The following is a 20,873-nucleotide window of genomic DNA, read 5'->3' on the forward strand; positions in this document are numbered from 1 at the left end:
TAATACCACAGTTATCACTTTGCTATTTTTAATAAGCAACTATCCAATACATATCTTAGTTCTTCTTCTGTATTAGGTATAAATAGCTTTTGTGGATAAAGTTTTAACAGTCGATCAAACAGTCCATTTTCAAAGCCATCTTTTGCTTGTATTAGTTGATCTAAAAGAATATAAAAATTATTGTCTTCAGGTCTACCTATAACCGCCTCATACATACACGCTGAGCTTGAATTTATCGTTATAAAGATGGAATTTTTTACATGCAGATTACTACAAATTACTTCCCATGGAATTGCATTATTGGGAAGTATATTGATATTATTGTCATCAAATTCATGCTTCATTGAATACCAGGTACGCGGGTGAAATTTCATATATTTTTCTATATTAACCCAACTTATAATTTTTTTAAACCAATCTTTTTCCGCTTCATACATAGCAGCTAATTTAAAATGTTTTCTGTATGTATTCGCAAAAATGGTTCTAGTTATAATATTGGGATTTTTAAGGTACGACGGCATTGCCTGATACCCTTGATCTAAAAAAATTACAGACCTGTCTAATTCCTGGCCATAAATATCACGCCACTTAAATACCATGTTAATGAGATTGATAAAACTCTCATCTGTTCTGTCAATCTTAGGAATTTTAACGAAATTGTAATTATCATCATAGCAAACAGAAAGGACTGGCTCATAAAGGTAAATACTATCAAAAATATATTCCTCAACCCTATACCCAAAATATGACATAGTCCCTTCATCCAAAAGATTCAATTTGCAATCAGCATTAATACTTTTAATTTGCTTCAATAATAATTTAATCACAGGGTCTAGTGTTATAAAGAAAACTTCATCATATTTATTTTTTATAAATTCCCCGTTTCCACTAACATTTGAAGCTAGTACATATTTATCTCCGTATATATATTCCATTATTCTATTTTTAAGCATATCCATATCATTACTAATGGCCTTAAAAAAGCCAACGCCATCTCTATGGTATGTAGTATTGCGAATATACTGATGCAATCCTTCTTTCTTGTGACGAAAGAAAAACACATTATTGAAAAGCTTAGTTTTTACTATTCGATTTATAATCTCATCATCATCTTGATGATTATTGCGTATAAGAATATCTGCATCCTCATGCATCAATAAATGATATTTTATATTTAGTGCACTCAGTAATTGGAATTCTGTAACACATACAAACAAATACCGCACCCATCGCATCCCCTTTAATTGAAGCTATTAATATAAAACGATAACTACCATCATCTCATTCCCCAAAAATCATGCGTTTCAGTCGGGCTAGTCTTTTACACTTTCGTGAAGGCCAAAGGGTAATTTCCTTTGCTTCTGCACTTTCATCACAAGGGCTGGCTTCCATCGCTTCTACAAAGACAGCAAACACATTATACTTGTCCAGTGTAAGTTCTTTTGCCTTTTTTATTGCCGAATAATGCTTTTCATAAGGATCATCTGCAATGATCTTACGAATAATCTGTACGGCTTCTTCTGGCTTTTCTATATCAATTTTTGTCATAGTCTCTGATGGATAGTAATCTTCTATATTACTGCATCCATAGTAAATAGGATAGCTCTCTGCCAGATATGCATTCATTAATTTTTCTGTAAAGTAATTTTCCTCACGGCAATTTTCAATTACAATGTGGTATTTATAAGGAGCAATTACATCCCATGTATCCTCGAACTCGTTAAAACCACGACCAAATAAATCTACCTTATCGCCAAGTTCTTCTTTTAATAATTTCACAAATTCTATCCGTTTGCGATGTAATGGTGTAAGAGTCTTATTTGAGCTTATTACGGACAACAGCTTTGTTTTGGGAACACGCTCCATATTTTTCAGTTCGTCATAGTCTTTGTCCTGCTCCGGCAGCCAGCTGCCATTAACCATTTTCGCTCCCACACTCCAGCGCAGGCTGGAAAACTTACGCGCACAGGGCACACCATAATCCCTATTTTGACTACTAATTATGTTACTGAATTGTTGTATAAAAGGCTTGCGGAATTTACATGTGGATGTTGGTTCCCCTCCCACATAATAAGTATTTTCAGGTGGGCATTTCGCTGTAACCTTCTTATCTATACCATACAGAACAAACCAGTAATCACACTCATAGGTATCATCATTGACAAAAAACTGATAATTTCCCCATATTCCTTTACGGCCTGGAGTCTGCTTGATAATATCTACATCATCTGTACTTACTTTTACCTTCACCATAAATAATCCTCCCAGGCCCCATCATTTAAACATTATCATATGTTTCGTCAGCTAACGCTACAATATTTCTTGCTAATTTTTGAGGGGAATAGTCATTATAAGCACGTGTTAATTCCTTGGCATATATCATCCTATTTTCACTATAGCCATTAATAAACAATTCCAATTTCTTACGTAAGTCTCCCATGTCATTGTTTTTGAATGCCATGCCAATATTATATTCTTTCAAAATCTCAGGATTAACATTATCGGCCGCAATAATCGGTTTTTGATACCCCATGGCATTACTAATTAGTGCAGATGTATGGTATAAATACCGCTCATTTCCATAAGGAATAGCAACTGCATCAACGCTGGCAATAGCCTTTTGCCAATCAATACCAATTAATGGTTTATGCAGGAACTCCACACTATCATGAGCCTTATATTTATTGATAATCCTTTCAAAATCAGCTGCGTCGTCAGCAGTCTGCGTTGCACCCTGTACAAACAATTTCACATTACGTTTATATTGCCCGCCCAAAAAAGCTTCTAAAAGTGATTCTAAGTTTTTTTCCCGACGATACTGACCGTAAAACCCAATTGTAAGTTTCTCATCATCCTCAGGAAGGTACGGAACATACTTTATATCTCGCGGTTCATAATTAGGAGGACCATACACGCATAAATGTTTTGCGGTTAAATTCAATTTATCTTTGGCAAAAGTCTGTACCCCAATACGGATATTAGGCCGATTATCAAATTTTTTCGCCATTGCATTTAATCGGTCTGCTTCATTTGGGGTTGCACCATGAATCAAAAATAACACCGGCACCGGTGAATTTTGCAATGGATTATGCTGAAGGGCACGCAAATAGCGGTACGTTGCCGACGGAAAAATAATGGCATCAAATGCGCCCTGTGTTGCGTATTCATACATAGCTTTATACCATTTTTGCCGATGCCATTCTCTTTTTGCTGACAACAGCATTTTTTTTACCCCATGAGCACCACGATAAGAAACTCCTGTTCCCGATATATGATGAACCGATACACCATAATTCCATTTGAACTCATGTCCCTCCGGCACATAAAACTCAACAGTATGCCCCAAAGCAGACAATTCCTCTACCAAAATGCGGTCAAAATCTATTTCATGCCCCCCTGGGGTTACCACACTCTCCATGATTGCAAAGCGCATATTCTACTATTCCTCCCGTTGCTTATAATAAAGCTTAACATATTTTGTCATCGTATAAAAATAATGATTCAACGCAAAAATCAATCCCTGTTTGCCATCTAACAGACCCAACCGCAGAATATAAAATCGGAAAAAAGCAAACAGCGGATGAAATAAAATATCTGCGAAGGATGCACGTTTCCCTTGCGCATGCATACGTTCCGCCATCAGAGTTGTGTATTGATTAAACTTTTCAAAATATCGATCCCAATCATTATACGTGTGATGGTGCATTACACCTACCAAATCATAGTACGGAAGAGTAGTCTCAACATGCTCGTGGACTTTTCCTATCCAATGTATTGAATCACGGGGATATAAACGGGAGCTCCAATCCGGGGCATGTCCACCATGTTTCATCATCTGACCAAATAATACATTAATTCTTTTTATTCTGTAAGCAGCTTTCTTGTCGGAATATGCTATTGCCTTTATTTCCTCTCCTGCTTCCTTAGTCAGGCGCTCATCTGCGTCAAGGTAGAAGACCCACTTGGCATCTGTCTGATTTAATGCAAAATTACGCTGCCCAGCAAATCCTTCATCGCCCATAGGATGAACCACAAATCTGGCCCCTAACGCTTCCGCCTTAGCCTGTGTCTTATCCGTACTACCAGAATCTATAACTATTATTTCATCAGCAAACAATGCACTCTTTATACAATCTTCAATATTTGATTCTTCATTTTTTGTTAAAATCACAACTGCCAAATTTGGCATGTAATCACCTCAATAAAACCTTCAGAGAATACATGAAATTTTTCTCTATTTCTTTAATGCAGACAGACTATCTGATATGGATAGATCGATTTCATCCAATAAGCTGAATCTTTTTCTGTACACAGCACGTTTTCTTACAGGTACCTCTTCCATGCTCTTGCGTTGCTCTGCCAGTGGTAATTCATCAAACCGTTTATCCTCAGTATGATTACCACCTGCCTCCAACCAAAAATCGCTAAAGGAGGTCTTCAGCTTGCGGTCCATGCGCACATGATTATTGGCATAATAGCCATCATTCGTTACCGCATATATATGCCGCAAATCAAGACCTCTGGCCAGTGCCTGAGCAATGTAAAGAATAAGGTTCTTTGTACGGTAGCTATGACAATGCTTCGTCACTTGCTTGATGACATCCTTGGCGTCCTCCATATTAGGGCCCTGCATGGCTCCAATCCACATGGACCAATCACCATTTTTATCAGTGGCAATCCAAAATATTATCTGATAAAGCGGTAATTTATCCAAGCGCAACATGACAGAAAGCATCCCTTCCTTGCGCTGTCCCGGCTCATAAAACAATGACGCCCACAGCTCCTTGCCGTGAAATTCCATACCACTCCAAAGCTTCAAATCTCTGCCCTGATAAATATCCAGCAACGTCTTTGGCTGTAATTTTTCCACCAGATAGTCCATATGCTGCCTGACAATTTCTACCCGTTCATCAAAGGTTGATTTCATATAAAAAAATGCCCTGGTAGGCTGTTCATAGACAAACGGATTCAACTGCTGTATTTTCTTCAATAATGGTGTGCTATGAAGATAATGCCATATAGCATTTATACTGTTGCAATTAGTCAAGCAACGGACCAAAAAAACATAGTAACGGCGTTTCTCCCGGATATTATTCAGATTATAGATTCTGTGACCAATGATCCTATATCTCTTAAAAACACTTTCCTGCATATAGTATCACCTCTTGTCAGCTAAAATGCCAATCGGCAATATTCTGCCCCACTGAAAATGTATTAACTCACTATTACATTATGCTGCTATCTAACAATTGGAAAAATAATATCAAAAAGGTTGCCGCCTGTATATCGTATGCCTGTTACCCCAGCGGCTTCGGCGCACTCCACATCTCTGGCACCATCACCTATAAGGAAAGAATTCGCCAAATCAATATCATGTTCCTGCTGAGCCTTAAAAAGCATGCCGGGCTTTGGCTTGCGGCAATCACACTCTATGGCATATTCCTTCACTTTCCCCGTAGGGTGATGAGGACAATAGTAAATACCATCAAGATGGGCCCCATGCTTTTTCAGGTCCTCATTCATCCAGTTATAGAGCTTCATTATGTCAGACTCTGGATAATATCCTCTGGCAACTCCGCTCTGATTAGTAATGACAATAGCCAAATAGCCATTGTCATTGCAAAACTTTATGGCGTCTATGGCGCCCTCTATCCATTTAAAATCCTCAATCCTATGAAGGTAATGCACCTCTTCATTCAAGGTACCATCCCGGTCAAAAAAAACCGCTTTATTCATATCACTACCTATTTGCCGTACTTAAAATAACCACCGTCATCCAGGAAATCGCAATATTCCTTTACGGCTTCATACATATCATAGAAGCCCTGGTCATAGCCGGCCTCCAGCAGTTTGCTGGTATCAGACTGGGTGTAGTTCTGATACTTGCCCTTTAAGACCTCTGGGAAATCACGATACTCGATACGGCCGGTGCCCAATGCCTTGATTACGCTGTCAGCCACCTCATTATAGGTGTGGGCCACACCGGTGCCGCAGTTGTAAATGCCGCTTGGCCCATTGTGCTGCCAGAACCACAGATTCACCTTTACCACGTCCTTGACGTAGATAAAATCACGCTTCTGACCACCATTTGGTACAGGGGTGCCATCGCTGAAATTGCCCCAGCCTTCAAACAGGCGGCACACACCGGTTTCCTTAACCTGATGATACAGCTGATAGAAAATGGAGGCCATATTGCCCTTGTGATGCTCCTGAGGACCATATACGTTGAAATATTTCAGGCCCACAATCTGGCTCTGGGTATCGGACATGACCTGACGGACATAGCGGTCAAAGAGCAGCTTGGAATAGGCATAAGGATTTAATGCATCCTCACACTCGTCACCCTCACGGAAGCCGTTTTCCCCACCACCATAAGTTGAAGCAGAGGAAGCGTAGAGGAAAGGAATCCGATGCTCCATGCAGAAATGAAGCACAGCCTTGGAATATTCATAGTTGGCCTTCATCATGTAGTTTACATCGTATTCCATGGTGTCGGAGCAGGCCCCCTCATGGAACACCACGTCCACATCCACGCCATCAAAATCCTTATTTTGAATAGCAGCAAGGAAGTCATCCTTGTGCATATAGTCAATAAACTGCAATCCCCGTAAATTACGATAGGACTGACTATGCTCCTTACGGTTATTTAAATCATCAACAATCAGGATATCACTACGCCCCTGACGGTTGAGCTCCTTTACAATATTGCTGCCGATAAAGCCGGCTCCACCAGTTACAATAATCATTTATCAGTCATCCTCCTCGGACTGGCTATGCTGCAAAAGCACAGCTTCCAACTCATCCTTGCTTACGGCGTAAGTACCCAGCTTGCCCACAACTACGCTGGCTGCCAGATTTGCCAGATATGCTGCCTCCCGTGGTATCAGCCCACCGGCAATACCAAGAGCAAATACAGCAATAACCGTATCGCCGGCACCGGATACATCAAATACCTCCTGAGACTTAGTAGGAATATGAACTGCCTCACTTGGGGTCACCATGGACATACCGCACTCAGAACGGGTAGCCAGTACATTCTTAATCTTGAACTTGCTCATTATATAGGTCGCCGCCTGCTGAATGGCTTCGTCGCGGTTCTTTATAGGCTTTTCCAAAATCTCGTTGATTTCCTTCACATTAGGGGTGATGTAATCAGCATTGGTATATTTGTTCCAGTCACGTCCCTTCGGGTCCACCAGCACAGGAACATTGGCATTGTTGCACATTTCAATGACACTCTCGCAAACCTCATCGGTGCAGGCCCCCTTGCCATAGTCAGACAGAATAATAGCATCCACATCATCCAGGGTCTGCTCAACAAAGTTTAACAGACGGTTGGCATAAAGAGGCTTTACCGGTTCAGTGTCCTCAAAATCAAGACGCAGCATCTGCTGATGTCCTCCGATAACCCTCAGCTTTGTGGTGGTAGGCTCCTCACGGTAAATAATACCCTTGTAGTCAATACCACGGGAAATAAACTTGTCCACCAGAGTCTGGCAATGATAGTCATCACCCACAAAACCGGCAATAGATGTTTTGCAGCCCAAAAGAGCCAAATTGTGTGCTACGTTGGCCGCACCACCCATGGTGTCCTTAGTGTCAATCACTCTTGTAATTGGCACAGGAGCCTCCGGGGATATTCTGGTAACCTCGCCGTAGTAATACTTATCCAGCATTACATCGCCGACTACAAGAATATGCACCCTGGACATGCCCGAGGTCACAAATTCCTTCAATCTATCCTTGTTTGTGGTCATGATACTATTTCCTCCTTACTCCGCTTTTGTTGCTTCAACAACCCGGCATTGATAGGCGCCATACTCCCGTGGCACATTGCCTGCCTGGTCTTCATATTTTGCCAGCAGCTCCCATACATATTTCATTACGGTTGCTACTGTAATATTCTTCATACATGCCAAATTACGCTCACCTTCGTGGGGACATTGATGAATCCCACATGGGTGACAAGGCTCAGGACTTTTTACAAGTACGTCCTTGGCATCATAAGGGTAAAATCCCGGCACCGGGGAAGCCCCAAACATGGTAACAACTGGTACCCCCTGGGATACCCCCACATGCATCGGTCCTGAATCCGTAGTCAGCATAAGGGCGCATTTTTTCAGCATGGCTGCCAGCTCTGCCAAGGACAGCTTTCCAGTAAATATTTTTATCAAATTACTTTCCTTGTTTTTCATCTGGCCAATACACTGCTCAACAATATCAGTGTCCATAGGGCCGCCAAAGAAGGCCACACCATAGCCCTTATCCAGTAGTTCATCAGCACATTGTGCAAAATATGAATCGATCCACCGCTTGGTTATCCAGCTGGCCCCAATATTAAAGGCCACCACCTTTGTATCGTCTGAGTAATTCTCCTGCCAGATTTTTTCAGCTCTGGCTGCATCCTCTTCACTAACCCACATTTCCAGGCCGCCATCATCGATTTTCTCTATGCCCAGACATTCCTTTAACACGTCCAGATGAGCATGAACCTGATGCTTCCAGCCTGGCACATACTTAAATGGGGGGAATAAATGGAAAGGTCCCTGACCAATATGATGGGCCACGGAAGGATTGTTTATTACCTTGGAAAAGAACAGGGAAAACAGGGGCTTGCTGTAGCCCACAATAGTCCCGGCCCCACTGAAGGCTGCCAGGGCTGATGCCCGTTCATTGCGATGCAAATTTATTACCAGATCATAATTCTTCTGCCGCACCTTCATGATGAATTTTATAAATGCAGGCAGAGAATTATCTTCACCTTTTTTATCTATCAACAGACACTCATCCAACCATTTATTGTGCACCACCAGGTCTGACAGCTTCTTGTCTGCCAGCAGGGTTATTCTGGCTTGGGGATAATTGGCCCGCAGGGTACGAAGAACCGGTGTTGCCAGCATCAAATCCCCTATATGCATAAGGTTTATGACCAAAATGTTATTGTATTTTTTCATATAAGTCCTTTGCCTTTAGTTTTTTTATGCACACATTATCACTGCACGGTCCCTTGCCCCAGCAAGGTGAACATGACTCGTTGGTGTAGAGATAATGACTGTTTTCATTTTGTGGCCCCCATACCGTGGGATCGGTTGGTCCAAACAAGGCTATTGTCGGACAGCTTACTGCTTGGGCAATGTGCATAGGCCCTGTATCCACCGTGAACATGGCTTTGGCATTTTTTATAAATACAGCCAGCTCCTGCAAATTCAGCGTCCCCGCAAAAATATGGTTTTCAGGCAGGTCAGCCGCCCTTGCATAGTCCACGAGACTGCTTTTTTCCTTTGTTCCTCCAATAAGATATACGGGATAACTGTTTTTTAACTCCTGAATAAGCTGAACCGCCATTTCCATAGGCATATTTTTTCGCTCATAGCTGCCAAAAGGACATAATACATAATACTTCCCGGACTCAATGGAATGATCATTCATTTTTCCCTCCATAGAGGAAACAGCTTCCTGTGGAGGATTTAATACCAATGAGGTATCATCCGTGGAAAAGCCGAAGGGGCTTAATACTTCCAAATGATTTTGGGTTTCATGCTTTATACCCTTCCTCACATGGCTGGCAGCCCAAGTCAAAAAAAGACTGCCATGCTGGGCATCATAGCCCAGACGATATGGTATTCCAGCCAACCAGGCCACCACGGCCCCCCTTACCGCAAAGTTCATGCATACAGCCAAATCAAAATTATTATGCTTCAGCTCCCGTGAGATTTTCCACATTCCGGACAGCCCTTTGTGTTTGCCACGCTTATCGTAGACAATAACCTTATCTAAATAAGGATTCATCTGGGCTACACTTTCCGTAAGGGGAACAGTCAGCATTGTTATCTCCGCTGTAGGCCACTGATTACGGATCGCTCTGGTAACAGGTGTGGCCAATATCACATCTCCTATGAAGGCCAAATCTATAATCAATATTTTGTTGGGATTTAATTGACTAGGTTTTATTATTGTGGACATTTCATACCCTGTTTTTCTATTTCAGTGGTCATTTCCCCACCAGAATCTGCTTTAATTTCTTTTCCACCGCATCAGGATGGATTACAGACAGGCATTCCAATCCCTTAGGGCAGGCCCGCTTCCAGCAATATTTGCATGGACGGTTGGCCTCAATGGCATTGTCCAGCTGGCCATAAGGTCCATTGCGGTTGGCGTCCGTCGGTCCCATGACCATCACTGTTGGTGTTCCCAGGCCGGCTGACAGATGAACCGGACCCGTATCGCCGCCTACCACTGCCTGGGCGTTTTGAATAAGGTAGGCCAGCTGCTTTAATGTGGTCTGTCCCACCAAATTAATTGGGGGGATTTCCGCCGCTGCTTCAATATCCGCCGCCAGGGTGCTGTCAAGAACGCCGCCACCAATAATTACTGGAATTATTTTCAGTCCGTAAAGCCAGTCGCTAAGCTGGGCATAGTAACGGGTAGGCCAGCGTTTGTTGGGCCAGTTGGCCCCAACCGCCAGAACCACATAAGGATTTTCCATACGGGCTCCGGCCTGCTGCATGGCCCCCTCAGCAGCAATTTTGTCCCGCTGGTCAATCTCCATAGGGAATACAACCTGGTCAACCCTGCAGCCCAGCTCCCGGGCCACATCAAGATAACGCTCCACAATATGTCCCTGGGAATTGGGCCCCACAACAGGACGGCTGATTTTGTGGCTCATTTCCCGCATATTGCAGGTTCCCAGACGAATCCGTGCCTTGGCATTCCAGACAATGGCTGCCGACTTGAAAAGCCCCTGCAAATCCAGGGAGGCATCATAGCGGTCTGCCCTGATTATCTTGGAAAATGGCCCATAATTTTTCAAAAAGCCCTTAAAGGACTTAAATTTCTTCTTTTCAAAAACAATTATATTGTCTATATAAGGATTGTCCTTCAGCAAATCGTAGGCTGGTGGCTCCACCACCCAGGTGATTTTTGCCTCAGGATAGGTCTCCTTGATGGCGTAGGACACCGGCAGGGCGTGAATCACGTCGCCAATGGCACTCAGCTTTACAACCAGAACACTTTTTATATTAGCCATTGCTGTCACCCGCCTGAATCTTTCTTATGATATTGGTGGTGGACCGACCTTCTACCAGATTCACCAATTCTACTTTCCCACCATATTTCTGCACTATCTGACCCTCTGGCAAGGTTTCCAGGGTATAATCCCCGCCCTTCACATAAACGTCAGGATGAACCTTGGTAATAAGTGCCTCCGCCGTGGGCTCGTCAAATATTACCACATAATCCACACATTCCAGGGCATCAGCCACCTCTGCCCGGTCCTCCTGGCAATTGATAGGACGGGCTGGTCCTTTGATGCTCCTGACAGAGGCATCACTGTTAAGGCCCAGCACAAGGCAGTCACCAAAGGAACGGGCCCTTTTCAAATATCTCACATGTCCGGCGTGGAGGATATCAAAGCAGCCATTAGTGAAAACCACCTTTTGGCCCCCCTCCCGCAGGATCTGACAAAAATCTGCTATTTTTGAACCGTCTATAAGCATAATATGCACCTGATGGTAAGGAATAATCCTTACATATTTTTCTTGATATAATCTCTTAATTCCCGGGTACTTACAGTGGAAGTACCCATTTTTCTTACTGCAATTCCGGAAGCAATATTGGAAAGAGTTGCCGCTGCCAAAGGCTCCACTCCCGCTGCCAAAGCCAGAATAACCGTTGCCACGCATGTATCGCCGGCACCGGATACATCAAATACCTCACTCTTGTCAGATACCGGGATATTATCTACTCTGCCATCAGCCCTAAAAAGAGTCATACCCTCTTCACCACGGGTAATAAGTACCCCCTTGGCCTCCATTTTCGCCAGAAGCTCTCTGCCGGCTGCCATAAGTTCTTCTTCATTATTGAGGGTACGGCCCACTGCTGCCGCCAGCTCCGAGTCGTTCTGCTTAATATAATCCACAGTTTTAAACCGAAGAATATCATAGCGGGAATCAACAATGGTAGGAATGTTATGCTGGTGACAATAACCGAAAATCTGCTGTTTCAGCTGCTCCGTAATGGTGCCACTACCATAATCACTGAGCACCACCCCTTTAACCTTCGGCAATACCGCCGCCAAATACCGACTTAGCTGTGTCTCATGCTCAGGCTTCATAGGTGCCTTGTTTTCCTTGTCAATGCGGACAATCTGCTGACTGACAGTGGTTCGCCCCCCGGCAATAACCCTGGTCTTGGAAATAGTGGGACGTTCATCATCTCTGACCAACCCCTCCACATCTACGCCACGGCCTTCCAGAATTTCTGTCAGGCCTCTGGCACCGCTGTCATTGCCCAGGAGCCCAGCCGCATGAACCTTGCCCCCAAGAGTAGCGGTATTATTTACCACATTGGCAGCACCACCGGCCACCACCTTTTCAGCAGCCTGCTCCAAAACCAGCACCGGAGCCTCTCTGGATATTCTGGAAATGGTGCCCTCCAGATAGATATCAGCTATCATATCACCAATTATCAGCACTTCAGAGCCCTGCATCTGATCTATAACATTCAACAATAAATCTTTATCCATCATCGGCTCCTTAATTACCACGGATTAAACTGCAGAGTGAAGTTCACCTGATGTCTCTTTGCCCTGTAACGGGAAATAAGCTGCAGACAGTGGAATTCGTGGAACCAGTACAAGTCCATGTCTGCAAGGGTATAGTTACTCATATCAAAGGCTGTTCCCACTAAAACCCGGTCCCGGTCATTAAATTTATAACTAAACCCTGCTGCCAGCTTGCGGGAATAATCATCCAAATCATAATCGAACACGGAATTCTTGCTATTGGCCTGTGAATAGCTATATCTGGTGTAATATGACCAGCGCTTATCCACGTCACGTCTTATCAATGCAACGTACCCAAAGCCTTTGATACGGGAATGGTTGGCAGTCTCATCGGTAATGGAATAAGTGGTACTTAAATCCAACTTATGATTGCCCCCCAAATCAATAGGATTATGACTTAATGTTAGGCCATAGTAAGAATGCATACTATGAGTATTGCCCTGACTCCAATGACCCCTTTCATAAACCAGGCCAGCAGTAAATGGTATCTCTCCCAAAGAAATACTCTTGGTATACCTAAAGGAAGGTGCTTTTTTAATCCACTTATTATTGCCACTTTCGTAATAACCGGTCATCAGCTCAAAGGTACCAAGATTATTACTGTAAACTATGCCACCATGACTATGAAAACCAAGTTTCCCGGCATATTTTACTTCTGAATTCAAATACAAATTTTTAGCCAGATAGAAGTCAAATTCCTTGCTTATCCACCAGCCATCGTCATTGTTGTAACCCACTCTTGGCAAATCCATCTGGTCGTCTTTGCCATCCAACCTAAAGACTCGTTTCTTGACAGAATAAACCGGCACATCTCCCAGCCAAAACTTCATCTCATGGCAAATCATTTTATCTCCAGGATAAATCTCAATTTTAGCCGCAGTAGTGCGATAGTCCGGATGCTGGGCAGAGCATTTGGTTATATATCCATCAAAAAGCACAATTTTGTCAGGGTACATTTCAATGCGCTTGCCCTTAATGTACTCACGGTCAATTTTACCATTTACATCTTCCATGCTGCCAGTCTTCTTGCCATAATTGTATTGGATTTTATAGCCATCCACTACAATCTTGGCCTGACCTGGGGTCATCTGAACCACATGCCCCTTTCCGGGAACATTCACTTCTGTATTATCCAGATTGCCCTTCACTTCCTCTGTCTGAAAACGCTGGGCATCCAAGGAAGTAATATTGACCTTGCCGGTGGCATAAAAATCACCGGTTCGCTGGTCGTAGAACAGCTCATCCCCTTCCAGGGCCACCGGAACATGCTTGTTGGGGTCCAGAGGATCCCTCAGATTCTTGCGCATTTCAAAGGCATCGTGTATAAGTTGTTTTTGCTCATCCTCTATGGCATTTTCCCGTTCAGAACGCTTGTTATTTTCCAAATAATCCAACACATCTGCATTGGTGTCGGTGCTGGCATTATATTGGGAAGCTGCTGTCAGTGATGGCAGGGCCAATGTGGCCAGTACCACGCCTGTATACAGTATTGCCTTGGTTTTTCTATTCATCGGATTTAATCCCCTATCTAAAAATGGGCGTACTTGCCCCTAATTGCATACATACTCTACTATATGATACTCCTTTTAACCTCATAACACAAGAAAGCCTCTTCCGATAAGTATAAATTATCGGAAGAGGCTCTATTTTTTCATCTAATCTTTCAAATCAGAACTGCTCTGCACTGGTGGTAGGAATAGCATATACTGTGCTGTCCTTTGCGGTCTGGAGGTACATTTCTGTTCCCTCAGGAAGATCGATGTTCTTGCCCTTTACAAAGGCACCGCCGATGATACCGATAGGTCCAAGGATAATCATGCTGGCCAGGCTGGCACCGGCTGCCATACCTAAACGCTCCATATTCTCCTTGGCTTCCTCACCCAATGTCATGTCAATCTTGGTGCCGTCAACGGCCTCAATGTCCTTGAAGTCAATCTGAATCTTGGCATCACGGCCGAAGTTCTTGGCCTGGGATACCTCAGTAATCTCACCTTCACCAAGAGCACCTTCCGTAATGAGGAGCATGTCATTTTCGATAACATCCTCTGCTGCCCGGAACTTAATTACGTCACCCTTCTTCAGCTCCTTGGCATTAACCGGAGTAACCAGAGCAATCTTTACCAGGGTATTGGCTGGTACATTTACCTGTGTCAATGGAATAGTAGTACTGCCAAAGGCGAAGGTTGCCAGATCCTCAATGCGCTTCTTGATGGATGCATCAGAATTCTTGCCGTTAATCTGCAGCTCCATATCGCTGATGCGCTTCTGGATAGGGTCCGCACTTACCTTGTGAGCAATGGTCCACTCCAGTGCATTGAGCTGGGTAACAAGGGATGGGCCGGAAGAATTATCAAAGGCTGCATCATACAGGGCATTGATACGGTTCATCATGCCGCCGCTGGTATTGGTGCACTCGTAATCCTTCTCCACTTTCTTAATACGTTCCACAATGGCACCGGTCTGCTCTTGACCGTAGGTGACTACCTCCACAGCAGCCAGCTTGCCATTGGCTGTGTTTGGTACCTCTGCGGCTGCGGTGCCCAGAGATGAAACCAGGAACACGCCGCTTACAAGGATGCTAAATAATTTCCTAAACATTTTCAAATCCTCCCCGATTTTTATGTTTTATAAGTTGTTGTAAAGGGAGTGAACTAGTGTGTTTCACGCCGTCACAGTACTAAAAAATTTTATTGCTCGTATATAGTGGTAAAAAACATAACTCGCTTCGCTCAGACAAATGATTTTTCCCACTATGATCAAGGTATAGCAATAAAATTTTTCTTAACGTACTGGTACTCAATGTTCAACACACCAGCTCACTGCCCTCTTATCCTCCTCATAACATCATATACAATTGTAACCTTTGAATCTGATTAAAATATGAATAAAAATAGATTATTTTAGGAATTCGGCCACTTTTTTCAAGGCTACGCCTGCGGCTTCGATGGTTCTGTCAATGTCCTCGTCTGTGTGGGCGCCGGACATGAACAGGGTTTCGAACTGGGATGGGGCCAGATAAATGCCCTGCTCAAGCATGGCCTTGAACCACACCTTGAAGGCCTCCTGATCGGATGCGGCAGAGGTGTCGTAATCCACTACTTCCTTGTCATTGAAGAAGAAGCCAAACATGGAGCCTGCCTGCTGAACCTGGAGGGTTACGCCGGCCTCCTTGGCCTTCTGGGCAATACCCAATACCAGCTTCTTGGTCTTAATGGTAAGCACACGGCTATAATCCGGTTCGCCCGGCTCTGGCTCCTGGGTAATAATCTTCAAGGTTTCCAATCCAGCAGTCATGGCCAGCGGATTGCCGGACAAGGTACCAGCCTGATAAACAAGACCAGCCGGGGCGATATGAGTCATAATATCCCGACGGCCACCGTAGGCTGCTACTGGCAGACCACCACCAATAATCTTGCCCAGACAAGTGAGGTCAGGCTTAACAGCATAAGCCTTCTGGGCACCGCCCAAGGATGCTCTGAAGCCGCACATTACCTCATCAAAAATCAACAAAGAACCCGTCTCTGTGGTGAGCTTTCTCAGTAAATCAAGATAGCCCGGCTTTGGCAGTACCAGGCCCATATTGCCGGCCACAGGCTCCACAATAACTGCAGCAATTTCCTTGCCGCTCTTTTCCATAACCTCTGTAAAGGCTTCAAAATCGTTGTATGGAATGGTAATAGTATCATTGGCAGTACCCGGGGTTACACCAGGGCTGTCCGGAACGCCAAAGGTGGCCAGTCCGGAACCGGCCTTTACCAACAGGCTGTCACTATGACCATGATAGCAGCCGATGAACTTCAAAATCTTGTTACGGCCAGTAAAGCCACGAGCCAGACGCAGAGCACTCATGGTGGCCTCTGTGCCGGAATTTACCATGCGGATAACCTCAATGGAAGGATATACCTCCATTACCAGCTTGGCCAGCTCACTTTCAATGAGAGTAGGTGCACCATAGCTGGTACCACGGGTAGCCGCCTCCTGCAGGGCCTTTACCACCTGTGGATGGGCATGACCCACCACCATTGGGCCCCATGAGCCCACGTAATCTATATATTCATTGCCGTCAATATCAAAAATATGGGAGCCCTCAGCCTTGGCGATAAAAGGAGGGTTGCAGTCAACATTTCTGTAGGAACGTACTGGGCTGTTTACACCGCCGGGCATTAAGGTCTTCGCTTCTTCAAAGGCTGCGGCAGATTTCTCTAAATTAAGCATATTATAATCCTTTCCTGTTAAATATAATTGCTTTCAGTACAGTAAGGATAATGCTGTGTTTCACGACGTCCCGGCACTAAAACTTTTGATTGCTCTTATATAGCGGCAAAAATCATAACTCGCTCCGCTCAAACATAATGATTTTTCCCACTATAATCAAGGTATAGCACTAAAAAGTTTCTTAACGTACCGTGACTAATTGTTCAACACATCATCACCCTTACTTGTCTCATGTTTTACCTTTCCATAAGCCATTTGGCGGCGTCGATTGCATGATAGGTAATAATAATATCGGCTCCGGCCCGCTTCATGCTGGTAAGGGTTTCCAGCACAATGCGTTTTTCATCAATCCAGCCATTGGCTGCAGCTGCCTTCACCATGGCGTACTCACCACTGACGTTGTAGCATGCCACCGGAAGATTAATGCGGTCACGGACCTTGGTAATGATGTCCATATAGGCCAGGGCCGGCTTCACCATAATAATGTCAGCCCCCTCAGCCAGATCAAGCTCCACTTCCTTCATGGCCTCGCGGCTGTTGGCAGGGTCCATCTGGTAAGCCCGACGGTCACCAAACTGTGGTGCGGAATCCGCCGCATCACGGAATGGGCCATAGTAGCCGGAGGCATATTTTACCGCATAGGACATAATGGACACGTTAATAAAGCCGTTTTCATCCAGGGCCTCACGAATGGCAGCCACCCGGCCGTCCATCATGTCGGATGGAGCAATAATGTCTGCACCGGCCTGGGCCTGGCTTACGGCTACCTTCTGAAGCAGCTTCAATGTGGCATCGTTGTCCACATAGTGGCCGCACAGCTGGCCGCAATGGCCGTGGCTGGTATACTGGCAAAGACATACGTCGCCGATAATAACCAGCTCCGGCACAGCCTCCTTGATGGCCTTAATGGCACGCTGCACCGGGGAATTCATATCCCAGGCACTGGAGCCAATTTCATCCTTGTATTCCGGCAAACCAAAGACCTCAACGGATGGAATGCCCAGCTCATGAATTTCCTTGGCCAGCTCCACCGCCAAATCCACAGAATAGCGGTAGCAGCCCGGCATACTGGAAATTTCCTCTTTTTTGTTTTCCCCCGGAATTACAAACATAGGATAAACGAAATCCTTGGCAGAAAGTGAGGTCTCCCTTACCATGGCACGTACATTTTCACTGATACGCATACGACGGGGACGCAGCTTCTGGTCAATCATCAAAATGCCTCCTTAAGGGCCTCTACAAGACCATCAATGGTATATTCTTCAGCCTCAACGCTAACCGCAAGGCCGTGCTTCTTCATGGTGTCAGCCGTAATAGGGCCGATAGCCGCCAACTTAGCCTGCTTCAATAAGCTTGTATCGTTACCAATCAGTTTAAGGAAATTGATAACAGTGGAGGAGCTGGTGAAGGTTATGGCATCAATCTGGCCATCAGTCAAGGCCTGCTTAATGTCCTCAGCGGCAACCTCCCCCATTACGGTTTCATAGGCTGTTACTACATCCACCTCAGCTCCGGCTTTACGCAGGGTATCCGGAAGGATTTCCCGTGCCTCCGCCGCTCTTGGAATCAGCACCTTGGTACCTTCCTTAATCTCGCCCTTCAATGCCTCAATAATTCCCTCCGCCTGGTAGCGGTCCGGAACCACATCGGCCATGAGGCCACGGGTCTGCAAGGCCTCTGCAGTGGCAGAGCCAATGGCACACAGCTTGGCCTGGGCCAAAGCCCTGGCATCCTTGCCCGCCTGCTGGAGACGCTGCCAGAAATGTTCTACACCGTTGGCACTGGTAAAGATAAGCCAGTTGTACTTATTAAGCTCAGCAATAGCCCCATCCAAGGCCTTGTAGCCATCAGACGGTGCCTTTATTTCAATAGCTGGTGCTTCGATGCACTCAGCACCCAAATCTTCTAATTTAGCTGTCAGCTTGGAGGCCTGGGCCCGGGAACGGGTTACCAGCACCTTCTTGCCAAACAATGGCTTCATGGCGATATTATCAAACCATGCCAAATCCTTCCGGAGATTTACCACGTCCCCTACCAGGAAAATACATGGTGGCTTGATGGCCTCTCTTTTGGCCATATCAGCGGCATCAGCCAGAGTGCTGGTCCACACCTGCTGCTGAAGCTTGGTTCCCCAACGGATAATGGCAATAGGGGTATCGGCTGAACGGCCGTTTTCAATCAGCTTGGAAGTAATCTTCGGCAAATTGGCTACACCCATAAGAAATACCAAAGTGTCCGTAGCCTTGGCCAGCTGTGGCCAGTTAATGTCCGAGGTCTCCTTGGTAGGGTCCTCATGACCGGTGATTACGGAGAAGGAAGCTGCCACCCCACGATGGGTAACCGGAATACCAGCATAGGCTGGTACGGAAATGGCAGAGGTAACTCCCGGCACAATCTCAAAAGGCAGATTGTTTTCCTTCAAAAGCAGGGCTTCCTCGCCGCCCCGACCGAAAACAAATGGATCACCGCCCTTAAGGCGAACTACGGTCTTGCCCTCCTTGGCCAAATCCACCAGCAGCTGACAAATCTTGTCCTGGGTCATGGTGTGCTGGCTGGAGGCCTTGCCCACATAGATGTATTCTGCATCCTTTGGAGCATACTGTAAAATACGTGGGTCGGCCAGACGGTCATATACCACGGTATCAGCTATTTTCAGGCAATCACATGCCTTGAGGGTTAACAGGCGATAGTCTCCAGGACCGGCGCCAACGAGAAATACTTTTCCTGCCATACTGTTCTCCTTATGTTATCTCCTTAATATTGGCAGATAACAGTTGCCTATCGCAAGAACAGGTCACTAAAAATATTTTTTACTATTATTGGAATAGCGATAAAAATTATAACTCGCTACGCTCAAACAAATAATTTTTATCACTAATGCAGGTATGTAAAAAATATTTTCTTAACGCGACCTGTTCAACCGCGCTAGTCAACTGTCATTTGCCACTTCATGTACTATAATTATCACTTAATAAAGCGGGGGAATTTTTTCGCCTGCAAGAACGGAGTCCACCTGCCGGAGGCTCATCATGGGCACTATATCTTTGAACGGCAAGATGTATGTGCGACTATGTCGCCTTCGAAGACGACTAAACACTCATTACATGATGATTTGGACGGAGGGATGAAGCCGAAAAAGTTTCACCGCTTCTTTTATCTTTATTACAGCTCTATACCTAACTCAGCTAAAACATTGCGGCCGCCGGCTTCCAGAAGCCGATCTGCCAGCTGCTGTCCCAAGGCTTCTGCATCCGCTGGCTGGCCCATGATGTGGTCTCTGTAGACCTTGCTGCCGTCCAGAGAGGCTATAACTCCCTCCACATTGAGGACGCCATCATTCATAGTGCCGTATACGCCCACAGGGACCTGACAGCCACCTTGAACTCGGTTTAAGAAGGACCGCTCGGCCTTGGTGCAGGTCAGTGTATCCTCATCATTAAGGAAGGCCACCAGCTCGTTGACTTCATAATCATCGGCTCTGGATTCCACAGCCAATGCCCCCTGGCCTACTGCAGGCAGACATACCTTCTTGTCCAAAACATCCGTGATGCGGCTGCCAAAGCCCAAACGCTTCAGTCCTGCTGCCGCCAGAATAATGCCGTCAAAGTTTTCCTCCTCCAGCTTGCGAAGGCGGGTATTTACATTCCCCCGAAGATCGCAGATGGTAAGGTCCGGTCTGACACTTAAAAGCTGTGCCTTCCGTCTGAGACTGGAGGTACCGATTTTCGCCCCCTGGGGCAGCTCACTGAAAAGCTTGTACTTAGGGCTTACAAGCACATCCCCCGGGTCCTCTCGTTTGGTAACCGCAGTGATTTTAAGCCCCTCCGGCACCTCCACCGGCATATCCTTCAGGCTGTGCACTGCAATGTCTATTTCGCCATTGAGCATGGCGGTTTCCAGCTCCTTGGTAAAGAGACCCTTGCCGCCGATTTTGGCCAGCGGAGCATCAAGGATTTTATCTCCCTTGGTGGTCATAAGCACCCGCTCCACCACCAGGCCGGGATACTGCTTTCTCAGCCTGTCGGCAATGTGATCAGCCTGCCATAGGGCCAGCTGACTGCTACGGGTACCGATTACAATTTTATCTTTTTTCATT

The 20,873-nt window shown here is 45.3% G+C and carries 19 protein-coding genes; all 19 read right to left on the bottom strand.

What is annotated here, in order from left to right; all coding sequences use genetic code 11:
• Positions 1-14: 14 nt before the first annotated feature.
• Positions 15-1,226, bottom strand: a complete 1,212-nt coding sequence (locus D081_RS02355; RefSeq protein WP_085022530.1) for a polysialyltransferase family glycosyltransferase — start codon at positions 1,224-1,226, stop codon at positions 15-17.
• A 55-nt stretch (positions 1,227-1,281) separates the two neighbouring features.
• Positions 1,282-2,253, bottom strand: a complete 972-nt coding sequence (locus D081_RS02360) for a glycosyltransferase family 10 domain-containing protein (RefSeq protein ID WP_085022531.1) — start codon at positions 2,251-2,253, stop codon at positions 1,282-1,284.
• 25 nt (positions 2,254-2,278) lie between these two features.
• Positions 2,279-3,433, bottom strand: coding sequence for a glycosyltransferase (locus D081_RS02365; RefSeq protein WP_085022532.1), 1,155 nt, complete (start codon positions 3,431-3,433; stop codon positions 2,279-2,281).
• 6 nt (positions 3,434-3,439) lie between these two features.
• Positions 3,440-4,189 (bottom strand): glycosyltransferase family 2 protein, encoded by a 750-nt coding sequence (locus tag D081_RS02370; protein WP_085022533.1) that lies wholly within the window; start codon positions 4,187-4,189, stop codon positions 3,440-3,442.
• 45 nt (positions 4,190-4,234) lie between these two features.
• Positions 4,235-5,152 carry a VirK/YbjX family protein gene (locus D081_RS02375; RefSeq protein WP_085022534.1) on the bottom strand — a complete coding sequence of 306 codons (918 nt, stop codon included), beginning with the start codon at positions 5,150-5,152 and terminating at the stop codon, positions 4,235-4,237.
• Between the two features lie 86 nt (positions 5,153-5,238).
• On the bottom strand, positions 5,239-5,736 hold the full coding sequence (gmhB, locus tag D081_RS02380; RefSeq protein WP_085022535.1) for a D-glycero-beta-D-manno-heptose 1,7-bisphosphate 7-phosphatase: 498 nt from the start codon (positions 5,734-5,736) through the stop codon (positions 5,239-5,241).
• Positions 5,737-5,744: 8 nt separating this feature from the next.
• Positions 5,745-6,746 (bottom strand): ADP-glyceromanno-heptose 6-epimerase, encoded by a 1,002-nt coding sequence (gene rfaD, locus D081_RS02385; protein ID WP_085022536.1) that lies wholly within the window; start codon positions 6,744-6,746, stop codon positions 5,745-5,747.
• A gap of 3 nt (positions 6,747-6,749) precedes the next feature.
• On the bottom strand, positions 6,750-7,757 hold the full coding sequence (gene rfaE1, locus D081_RS02390; RefSeq protein WP_085022537.1) for a D-glycero-beta-D-manno-heptose-7-phosphate kinase: 1,008 nt from the start codon (positions 7,755-7,757) through the stop codon (positions 6,750-6,752).
• Between the two features lie 15 nt (positions 7,758-7,772).
• Positions 7,773-8,954 carry a glycosyltransferase family 9 protein gene (locus D081_RS02395; RefSeq protein WP_085022538.1) on the bottom strand — a complete coding sequence of 394 codons (1,182 nt, stop codon included), beginning with the start codon at positions 8,952-8,954 and terminating at the stop codon, positions 7,773-7,775.
• Positions 8,938-9,882, bottom strand: coding sequence for a glycosyltransferase family 9 protein (locus tag D081_RS02400; protein WP_158087530.1), 945 nt, complete (start codon positions 9,880-9,882; stop codon positions 8,938-8,940). Before D081_RS02400 ends, D081_RS02395 begins: the two co-directional genes overlap by 17 nt.
• 109 nt (positions 9,883-9,991) lie before the next feature.
• The gene (locus tag D081_RS02405; protein ID WP_085022657.1) at positions 9,992-11,017 is read right to left on the bottom strand and encodes a glycosyltransferase family 9 protein; all 1,026 of its coding nucleotides are present in this window, start codon (positions 11,015-11,017) and stop codon (positions 9,992-9,994) included.
• Position 11,018: 1 nt separating this feature from the next.
• Entirely contained in the window at positions 11,019-11,495 is a 477-nt protein-coding gene (gene rfaE2, locus D081_RS02410; protein WP_085022540.1) for a D-glycero-beta-D-manno-heptose 1-phosphate adenylyltransferase, read from the bottom strand.
• Between the two features lie 29 nt (positions 11,496-11,524).
• Positions 11,525-12,526 carry a bifunctional heptose 7-phosphate kinase/heptose 1-phosphate adenyltransferase gene (locus tag D081_RS02415; RefSeq protein WP_233127395.1) on the bottom strand — a complete coding sequence of 334 codons (1,002 nt, stop codon included), beginning with the start codon at positions 12,524-12,526 and terminating at the stop codon, positions 11,525-11,527.
• 11 nt (positions 12,527-12,537) lie between these two features.
• Complete coding sequence (locus tag D081_RS02420) at positions 12,538-14,073, bottom strand: hypothetical protein (protein WP_085022542.1); 1,536 nt, start codon at positions 14,071-14,073, stop codon at positions 12,538-12,540.
• 157 nt (positions 14,074-14,230) lie between these two features.
• Positions 14,231-15,160: a hypothetical protein gene (locus D081_RS02425; RefSeq protein ID WP_085022543.1), complete on the bottom strand. Its 930-nt coding sequence runs from the start codon at positions 15,158-15,160 to the stop codon at positions 14,231-14,233.
• A 297-nt stretch (positions 15,161-15,457) separates the two neighbouring features.
• On the bottom strand, positions 15,458-16,777 hold the full coding sequence (gene hemL / locus D081_RS02430; protein WP_085022544.1) for a glutamate-1-semialdehyde 2,1-aminomutase: 1,320 nt from the start codon (positions 16,775-16,777) through the stop codon (positions 15,458-15,460).
• Positions 16,778-17,013: 236 nt separating this feature from the next.
• Entirely contained in the window at positions 17,014-17,991 is a 978-nt protein-coding gene (hemB, locus tag D081_RS02435) for a porphobilinogen synthase (protein WP_085022545.1), read from the bottom strand.
• The gene (gene cobA, locus D081_RS02440; protein ID WP_085022546.1) at positions 17,991-19,508 is read right to left on the bottom strand and encodes a uroporphyrinogen-III C-methyltransferase; all 1,518 of its coding nucleotides are present in this window, start codon (positions 19,506-19,508) and stop codon (positions 17,991-17,993) included. Before cobA ends, hemB begins: the two co-directional genes overlap by 1 nt.
• Positions 19,509-19,939: 431 nt before the next feature.
• A complete protein-coding gene (hemC, locus tag D081_RS02445) occupies positions 19,940-20,872 on the bottom strand; it encodes a hydroxymethylbilane synthase (RefSeq protein ID WP_085022658.1) in 933 nt (310 codons plus the stop codon).
• Position 20,873: the final 1 nt, after the last annotated feature.

Origin of the sequence: Anaerovibrio sp. JC8 (genome assembly GCF_002100115.1) — a bacterium.
GTDB lineage: Bacteria > Bacillota > Negativicutes > Selenomonadales > Selenomonadaceae > Anaerovibrio.

What these genes read in the sequence shown, in the direction of transcription:
- D081_RS02360 (WP_085022531.1), bottom strand. Translation starts at nt 2,253, where the DNA reads ATGGTGAAGGTAAAAGTAAGTACAGATGATGTAGATATTATCAAGCAG.
- D081_RS02365 (WP_085022532.1), bottom strand. Translation starts at nt 3,433, where the DNA reads ATGCGCTTTGCAATCATGGAGAGTGTGGTAACCCCAGGGGGGCATGAA.
- D081_RS02370 (WP_085022533.1), bottom strand. Translation starts at nt 4,189, where the DNA reads ATGCCAAATTTGGCAGTTGTGATTTTAACAAAAAATGAAGAATCAAAT.
- D081_RS02375 (WP_085022534.1), bottom strand. Translation starts at nt 5,152, where the DNA reads ATGCAGGAAAGTGTTTTTAAGAGATATAGGATCATTGGTCACAGAATC.
- gmhB (WP_085022535.1), bottom strand. Translation starts at nt 5,736, where the DNA reads ATGAATAAAGCGGTTTTTTTTGACCGGGATGGTACCTTGAATGAAGAG.
- rfaD (WP_085022536.1), bottom strand. Translation starts at nt 6,746, where the DNA reads ATGATTATTGTAACTGGTGGAGCCGGCTTTATCGGCAGCAATATTGTA.
- rfaE1 (WP_085022537.1), bottom strand. Translation starts at nt 7,757, where the DNA reads ATGACCACAAACAAGGATAGATTGAAGGAATTTGTGACCTCGGGCATG.
- D081_RS02395 (WP_085022538.1), bottom strand. Translation starts at nt 8,954, where the DNA reads ATGAAAAAATACAATAACATTTTGGTCATAAACCTTATGCATATAGGG.
- rfaE2 (WP_085022540.1), bottom strand. Translation starts at nt 11,495, where the DNA reads ATGCTTATAGACGGTTCAAAAATAGCAGATTTTTGTCAGATCCTGCGG.
- D081_RS02415 (WP_233127395.1), bottom strand. Translation starts at nt 12,526, where the DNA reads ATGATGGATAAAGATTTATTGTTGAATGTTATAGATCAGATGCAGGGC.
- D081_RS02420 (WP_085022542.1), bottom strand. Translation starts at nt 14,073, where the DNA reads ATGAATAGAAAAACCAAGGCAATACTGTATACAGGCGTGGTACTGGCC.
- D081_RS02425 (WP_085022543.1), bottom strand. Translation starts at nt 15,160, where the DNA reads ATGTTTAGGAAATTATTTAGCATCCTTGTAAGCGGCGTGTTCCTGGTT.
- hemL (WP_085022544.1), bottom strand. Translation starts at nt 16,777, where the DNA reads ATGCTTAATTTAGAGAAATCTGCCGCAGCCTTTGAAGAAGCGAAGACC.
- hemB (WP_085022545.1), bottom strand. Translation starts at nt 17,991, where the DNA reads ATGATTGACCAGAAGCTGCGTCCCCGTCGTATGCGTATCAGTGAAAAT.
- cobA (WP_085022546.1), bottom strand. Translation starts at nt 19,508, where the DNA reads ATGGCAGGAAAAGTATTTCTCGTTGGCGCCGGTCCTGGAGACTATCGC.
- hemC (WP_085022658.1), bottom strand. Translation starts at nt 20,872, where the DNA reads ATGAAAAAAGATAAAATTGTAATCGGTACCCGTAGCAGTCAGCTGGCC.